The 5,311-nt window shown below is 73.8% G+C and carries 5 protein-coding genes and 2 pseudogenes; 2 read left to right on the top strand and 5 right to left on the bottom strand.

Annotation, left to right across the window (positions count from 1 at the left end; translation table 11 throughout):
- The 4 genes and pseudogenes from ACFXA3_RS26015 to ACFXA3_RS26000 form a co-directional block, all read right to left on the bottom strand.
- A pseudogene (locus tag ACFXA3_RS26015) lies at positions 1-303 on the bottom strand (hypothetical protein); the annotation flags it as partial.
- Between the two features lie 24 nt (positions 304-327).
- Positions 328-1,071 (bottom strand): annotated as a pseudogene (locus ACFXA3_RS26010) (ABC transporter substrate-binding protein); the annotation flags it as partial.
- Positions 1,072-1,134: 63 nt separating this feature from the next.
- Entirely contained in the window at positions 1,135-1,860 is a 726-nt protein-coding gene (locus tag ACFXA3_RS26005) for an ABC transporter ATP-binding protein (protein ID WP_385190679.1), read from the bottom strand.
- Positions 1,857-2,636, bottom strand: coding sequence for an ABC transporter permease (locus ACFXA3_RS26000; protein WP_385190677.1), 780 nt, complete (start codon positions 2,634-2,636; stop codon positions 1,857-1,859). Before ACFXA3_RS26000 ends, ACFXA3_RS26005 begins: the two co-directional genes overlap by 4 nt.
- Positions 2,637-2,773: 137 nt before the next feature.
- Between ACFXA3_RS26000 and ACFXA3_RS25995 the strand changes: the two genes are divergently transcribed.
- On the top strand, positions 2,774-3,343 hold the full coding sequence (locus ACFXA3_RS25995; RefSeq protein WP_385190675.1) for a helix-turn-helix domain-containing protein: 570 nt from the start codon (positions 2,774-2,776) through the stop codon (positions 3,341-3,343).
- Here the strand turns inward: ACFXA3_RS25995 and ACFXA3_RS25990 are convergent.
- Entirely contained in the window at positions 3,340-4,227 is an 888-nt protein-coding gene (locus ACFXA3_RS25990; protein WP_385190673.1) for a DUF4436 family protein, read from the bottom strand. The two genes, ACFXA3_RS25995 and ACFXA3_RS25990, sit on opposite strands and share 4 nt — an antisense overlap.
- Positions 4,228-4,529: 302 nt before the next feature.
- On the opposite strand from ACFXA3_RS25990, the gene ACFXA3_RS25985 reads away from it, so the two are divergent.
- A complete protein-coding gene (locus ACFXA3_RS25985) occupies positions 4,530-5,204 on the top strand; it encodes a DUF4232 domain-containing protein (RefSeq protein ID WP_385190672.1) in 675 nt (224 codons plus the stop codon).
- Positions 5,205-5,311: the final 107 nt, after the last annotated feature.

Here is a 5,311-nt window from a genome sequence, read left to right as displayed (position 1 = left end):
GCGGTCGCGGAGGGCGGCGGCGAGGCCTATCAGGGACTTGGCCTTGGCCCGGAAGAAGCCGGTCGGCCGGATCAGCTGCTCCAGCGTCTCGGGGTCGGCGGCCGTCAGCGGGGCGGGGTCCAGGTAGCGCAGCAGCGCGGCGCGGTCCGCAGCGCCCCGCAGCCCCTGGGCGGCCTTGGCCCAGGCGGCCTCCTCTTCCAGCTGGGCGAGCAGCTCGGGCGAGAGGGTGGCGCCGTAGGCGTAGCGGGGCTGGAAGGCGTCGACGTACCCGGCCTGCAGCGCCCCCTTGGACTGGGCGAGCACGGCCCGGCGGGCACCGGCCGGATCGGCGGCGAGGTCGCGCTGGGCGTGCAGGAGGGTACGGACCACCGAGGCGGTCGTCTTCCCGTCGGCCGACGGGCCGGCGACCAGCAGGGTCCTGGCGGTGTATCCGGTGAAGGCCACCTCCGCGTACCGCTCGCCGAGGGCGGTGCGCGCCGCGTCGTAGAAGCTGGGGAAGGTGACCCCCGCGTCGATGTCGCCGCGGGCCAGGGCCGGTGTCACCTGGTTCGGCGCGAGGTTGACCACGGTCACGTCGGCCGCCGACAGGCCGGCCGACGCCAGCATCCGCGACAGCGCGTACTCCACGTTGGTGCCCTGTGGGACGCCGACCTTGCGGCCCTTCAGTGCGGCGAAGCCGGTGACGCCCCGGTCGGAGCGGGTGAGCAGGCGCCAGTCGGTGAACCGGGACAGGTCGGCGACGATCCGCAGGTCGCGGCCGCCCAATGCGGCCGTCACGGCGGGCAGGTCGCCCACGACGCCGAACTGCGCCTGGCCGCCGAGCACGGCGTTGAGGGCGTCGCGGCCGGTGGGCTGGGTGGTGACGGAGACGGCGATGCCCTCGCCGGCCCACAGGCCGCGCTCCTGGGCGAGGTGGACGGGTGCGCCGCCGAGGTGGTCGCTGGAGGCGATGGTGACGGACGGGCGTCCGCCGCCGGCGGTCCGGGCGGCGGATCCGTCGGAGCAGGCCGTCGTGACGGCGGCGAGCAGGGCGGCCAGGAGTACGGCGGCCACCGCGCGGGATCTGGACATGGCAGAGCGGTCCTTCCGGGAGTGGGGGCGGGGTGGGTCGGGGCGGGGTGGGGGAACGCAGGGTCATCCGGCGGGCAGGGAGTGGAGATGACGGGCGATCAGGGCCCGCAGATCGGGGTCCGGCGGGCCGTCGGGCACGGCGTGGTCGGCCAGCACCCGGCCGGGGGTCCCGCCGAGGACGACGACGCGCTGGGCGAGGGCCAGGGCCTCGTCGATGTCGTGCGTGACGAACAGCACGGTGGTGCCGCGACGCTGCCACAGCTCCCGCAGCAGAGCCTGCATGCGGGTCCGGGTGAGGGTGTCGAGAGCCCCGAACGGCTCGTCCATCAAAAGGACTTCGGGCTCGGCGGCCAAGGCGCGGGCCAGGGCGACGCGCTGCTGCATGCCGCCGGACAGCTGGGCCGGGTACTTTTCGGCGCCCTCCTCGAGACCGACCTCGGCGAGCGCCGCCAGCGCGCGCCGCCGGCGCTCCGCGCGGGGCAGGCCGAGCCGCTTGAGCGCGAACTCGACGTTGCCGCGGGCCGTGCGCCAGGGGAACAGGGCGTAGTGCTGGAAGACGACGCCCCGGTCCGGTCCCGGTCCGCGCACCGGACCGGCGCCCGCCGTGACCCTGCCACCCGCCGGCGTCACGAACCCGGCGACCGCCCCCAGGACGGTGGACTTGCCGCAGCCGCTGGGACCCAGCAGCGCCGTGAACGACCCCGCGGGCAGGTCCAGGTCGACGGGATCCAGCACGGGCGCGCCCCCGTACGCGACGGACAGCCCGTCCAGCGTCACCCGCCTGCTCATGACGTGCCCCAGTGCACGAACCGGCGGCCGATCCCGGCCAGGACGAGATCCACGGCCACACCGAGCAGGCCGAGCACGAGCAGACCCGCGAACATCCGGTCCACGCGCAGGAACTGGCCGTCCACCTGGAGCCGGTACGCCAACCCGCTGTCCGCGCCGCCCAGTTCGGCCGCCACCAGGGCGAGCAGCGCCACCGAGGCGCCGTAGCGCAGGGCCGCGAGCACGGCCGGAGCCGCGGCCGGCAGGAGCACCTCGGTGAACCGCCGGTGCAGCGGCGCCCCCAGGGTGCGGGCCGCCCGCAGGTGGGAGACGGGCACCCGGGAGACCCCGTCGTGCACGTACAGCCAGACCGCGAGCAGCACGGCGTAGGCGATGAGCAGACGCTTCGCGGTCTCACCGATGCCGAACCAGGCCGTGGCCAGCGGTACCAGGGCGATGGCCGGGATGGGCCGGAGGAAGGAGACGAGCGGGGTGACGGCGGCGGACAGCCCCGGCAGGTAGCCGGTGGCGAAGCCGAGCGCGCTCCCGGTCACGGCACCCAGCGCGAAGCCCTGCCCCGCACGGGTCAGGCTGGCGGCGACGTCGGAGGCGAGCAGGCCGCTGCGGGCGCTGTCGGCGAGCGCGGCGGCGGTCCCGGCGGGCGTGGGCAGCAGTCCGGGAGCCACCGCGCCGGACCAGGCGGTCAGCGACCACAGGGCTAGCACTGCGCCGGCCGCGCCGAGGGCGGGGCCGATCCGGCCGCGGGCCCGGCCCGCCGGTGAGGGGGTGGAGTGCACGGAGCGGCTCCTCGTTCGTTCGGGTGGTTCATAAGTGAGGTCAATAATTGACGACGCTTATGAAGGGCGTGTTTCAGCAGTGCGAAACGTTCCGGGGCCACCCGGCCCCACCGCCGGCATGCGGTACGTTCACCAGCGTGTCTCGCCCCGAACCCACACCCGAAGCGATCGAGGTCGGACGGGTGATACGCGCCTGCCGCAAGCAGCGCGGAGTATCCATGGCCGTACTCGCCACCCGCTCGGGCCTCTCCCAGCCCTTCCTCAGCCAGCTCGAACGCGGACTCGCCACGCCCAGCCTCAGTTCGATCTACCGGATCGCCGAGGCCCTGGACGTCACCCCCGGCACCTTCCTCAGGCCGCCGGGCCGCCCCGGCACGGTCAGTCACGAGGCCGACCCGCAGGTGATCCGGGTGGACGAGACCGCCGGACAGGTCGCGCGCGTGCTCATCCCCGGCGGGCGCAGCGGGGTGATGGAGGCCTACGAGCACCACTTCGAGCCGGAACGCGGCGAACGCGGCTGGTTCCGGCATCCCGGCGAGGACTTCCTCTACGTCCTGGAGGGCGAGATCGTCCTGGAGGTCGAGGGCGAGGAGCCGCTGACGCTGCGCGCCGGCCAGAGCGCGCACCACCGCGGTGAACTCCCGCACCGCTGCCGCCTGCCGGGCCGCACGCCCGCCCGCACCCTGCTGGTCATCGCGAACGCCTAGGTGCGGGCGGCCTCGTCTTCCCGGAGGGCGGTGCGGACGCCGGTGACGACCACGGCGATCAGGCAGAGGGCGATGATCGTCTCGGCCCACAGGAAGGCGAACCAGTCCAGCACGCAGCCGATCGGGGGAGTGCCGGGGGCGGTGTTGCGGAACGCCGCCAGCGCGAACAGGGTCGCGGCCATCCAGGCGAGGGCGGGCCAGACGAGGCCCTGGCCGCGGGTCGTCAGGTACCAGGCGCCGATGAGCACGGCCGCAGCCAGAGCCCACATCACGAGCATCATGAAGACCGCGAAGACGATCAGGCTGCCCGACCGGGACAGCGCCAGCGCCAGCACGGCCTCCTGCCGGTCGGGTCCGGGCGTCGCGGAGACCGAGAAGAGCGTGTCGTTGTTGGAGAACAGCATCCGCACGGGCACCTGTTTGCCGCCGAGCAGGGCCTTGAACCCGATGCCGGTCTCGTAGGTGTCGAACGGGTAGTCGCTGACCGATCCGCCCGTGATCGCGACCTGTACGTCTCGGGTCGCGATCCGCTCGTGTGCCTTGAAGTCCAGGTCTTCGAGGGTCGCCGCCGAGGTCTGGAGGCTGAGGTCGGCCACCGGGGCGCTCTCCTCCTCCTCGCCGACGGCTCCGAGCGGAACGGCCCGGACCCGCAGCACCAGCTCGCGTGCGGCAGCGTCGACGCGCTGGACGGAGGCCTCCACGTCCACCCGGTCCGGAGCCGTGGATCCGACGGTGTGGACGGTGTCGATCGCCTGCCGCTCCGTGAACTGCAGCCACGACCCCACGGCCACCGCCACCACGATCAGCACCCCGATGGGAAGCAGGACCGGCAGGAGCGAGGCTCCGGAGCGGCGGGGGCGGGGCGGGTTCCAGGGTGGGGCCATGACGACTCCGGCGAGGTGAGGAGGGCGGCCTTCTCCGGGACGCGGGGCGGTGGCCGCAGTGCGATCCTCGTCGACCGGGCCGACGATCCACCGGACCCCGGGCGGGCGTGTCGGGTGCGGCGGCCGTGGACCGTCGGACGGGGCTTTCCCGTTGTGGTCATGTCACCGGTCTGCGACAGCGCTGTCCTGGAACGACGACGCCGGTACCCCCCGGCTCTCGGCTCCCGCATAGTGATCAAGACAGCACCGAGGAGCGGAGACCACCGCTTCGAGCGCAACCACCATGCACCCAAGGGGATTTCATGTTCGGCAACCGGCGCAAGGCCTTCCTCGTCTCCGCGGCCCTCGCGTGCGGCGCCCTGCTGATGACGGCCTGCCAGGACACGGACGCCACCGCATCCGCGGGCACCGGTGCCGGTGCCGGTGCCGGTGCCGCACAGGGTTCTCCGTCCGCCGCCGCGACCGGGAGCGCGGCCTCCCCGTCCGGGTCGCCGGCCCCGGGCGCCGCCAAGGGGACCAGCGGCGGGGCCGGCTCCGGCTCCGCTGCCGGGACCGGCGCCGGCGGGCGCAAGCCGGCCGGGCAGGTCTGCGGAGCCAACGACATTGCGTGGAGCACCAAGTCCGAGACCCAGGCCGGTGGATACATCCTGATCACCGCCAAGGCGAAGCCGGGCGTCACCTGCGTCCTGCCGGGCGCGCTGCCCACCGTGGCGTTCGGTTCCGACGGCACCCAGGCCGGCCCCGCGGAGCAGTCCGCCGGCAAGCAGATCACGCTGAGCGGCAACACCGCCGCCTACGCCGGGGTGAACCCGAAGACCACCGCGGCCAACGGCGGCAAGGAGCTGGACAGCATCATCGTCGCCGTCGGAAACAGCGACCCCGACCCGGCCTCCCTGCCCGTGGGCACCATCACCGTCGACAAGCCGGTCGTCACCAACTGGCACACGTCCCCGAAGGACGCCGTTCCCCTCCGCTGAGCCGTCCGGTCCGGCCCGCGGGGGGGGGGGGGGGGTGAGGGGGGTGTGTGGTGGAGTGTGTGGCTGTCTTTTATATAATGAGTGTGATAGTGTGTGAGGCTGGGGAG

The organism is Streptomyces sp. NPDC059456 (assembly GCF_042750055.1).
Lineage (GTDB): Bacteria > Actinomycetota > Actinomycetes > Streptomycetales > Streptomycetaceae > Streptomyces.
Note: the sequence above shows the minus strand (reverse complement) of the source record. Positions and strands in the feature narration are given on the sequence as shown.